This is a genomic window from Micrococcus sp. LASM2_SD2, assembly GCF_057364565.1.
In genome coordinates, this window is sequence record NZ_JBNFOB010000506.1 from 1 (window position 1) to 494 (window position 494).

Consider the following 494-nt stretch of genomic DNA (forward strand, 5'->3'; position numbering starts at 1 on the left):
TGACCTCGCCACAGCCGGACACTGACCAGGATAGCCAGGGCGACCGCCGCCATCATGCAAATCAAGAATGCGCATCATTCGAACCGCCCCCGCACACAGGAGAAGCATTACCACGATGCCGACCATAACGTGACCCATGCAGAAGAACCAGACGGCAGACCATAGCGCTACTGTAATTAAAGTTCTATTTTAGTACCTCGATCTTGTTGTCGCCGATTGAGTTTTCTACTACTGATTGCGGATCGTCTCCAGGTACGCGCATGTAAAAATTACTCACCGCCGTGAAGTTCCATTGACCGCGCCACTTGAAATATAATCCGTGCTTTGCGCCTTTTCGCGCAGTGAGTAGATTTAGCCGGGATCATGTGCCCGTTGACGCGGATTAGTTTGGTTAGGTTGCTGTAACGTGGCATAAATTATTTATTCCTCAATTAAAGTACTGATATCATCACGACCTTGAAAAACTCGCCATTTCCATACCAAAGAAAGTTTTG

Annotated in this window: 1 protein-coding gene and 1 pseudogene; both read right to left on the reverse strand. The window is 48.0% G+C overall.

What is annotated here, in order from left to right; genetic code table 11:
• Positions 1–184: 184 nt before the first annotated feature.
• Positions 185–292 (reverse strand): annotated as a pseudogene (locus AC2W7A_RS13340) (DUF7274 domain-containing protein); the annotation flags it as partial.
• Positions 270–413: a DUF7274 domain-containing protein gene (locus AC2W7A_RS13345; RefSeq protein ID WP_485991766.1), complete on the reverse strand. Its 144-nt coding sequence runs from the start codon at positions 411–413 to the stop codon at positions 270–272. The pseudogene AC2W7A_RS13340 and the gene AC2W7A_RS13345, both read right to left, overlap by 23 nt.
• Positions 414–494: the final 81 nt, after the last annotated feature.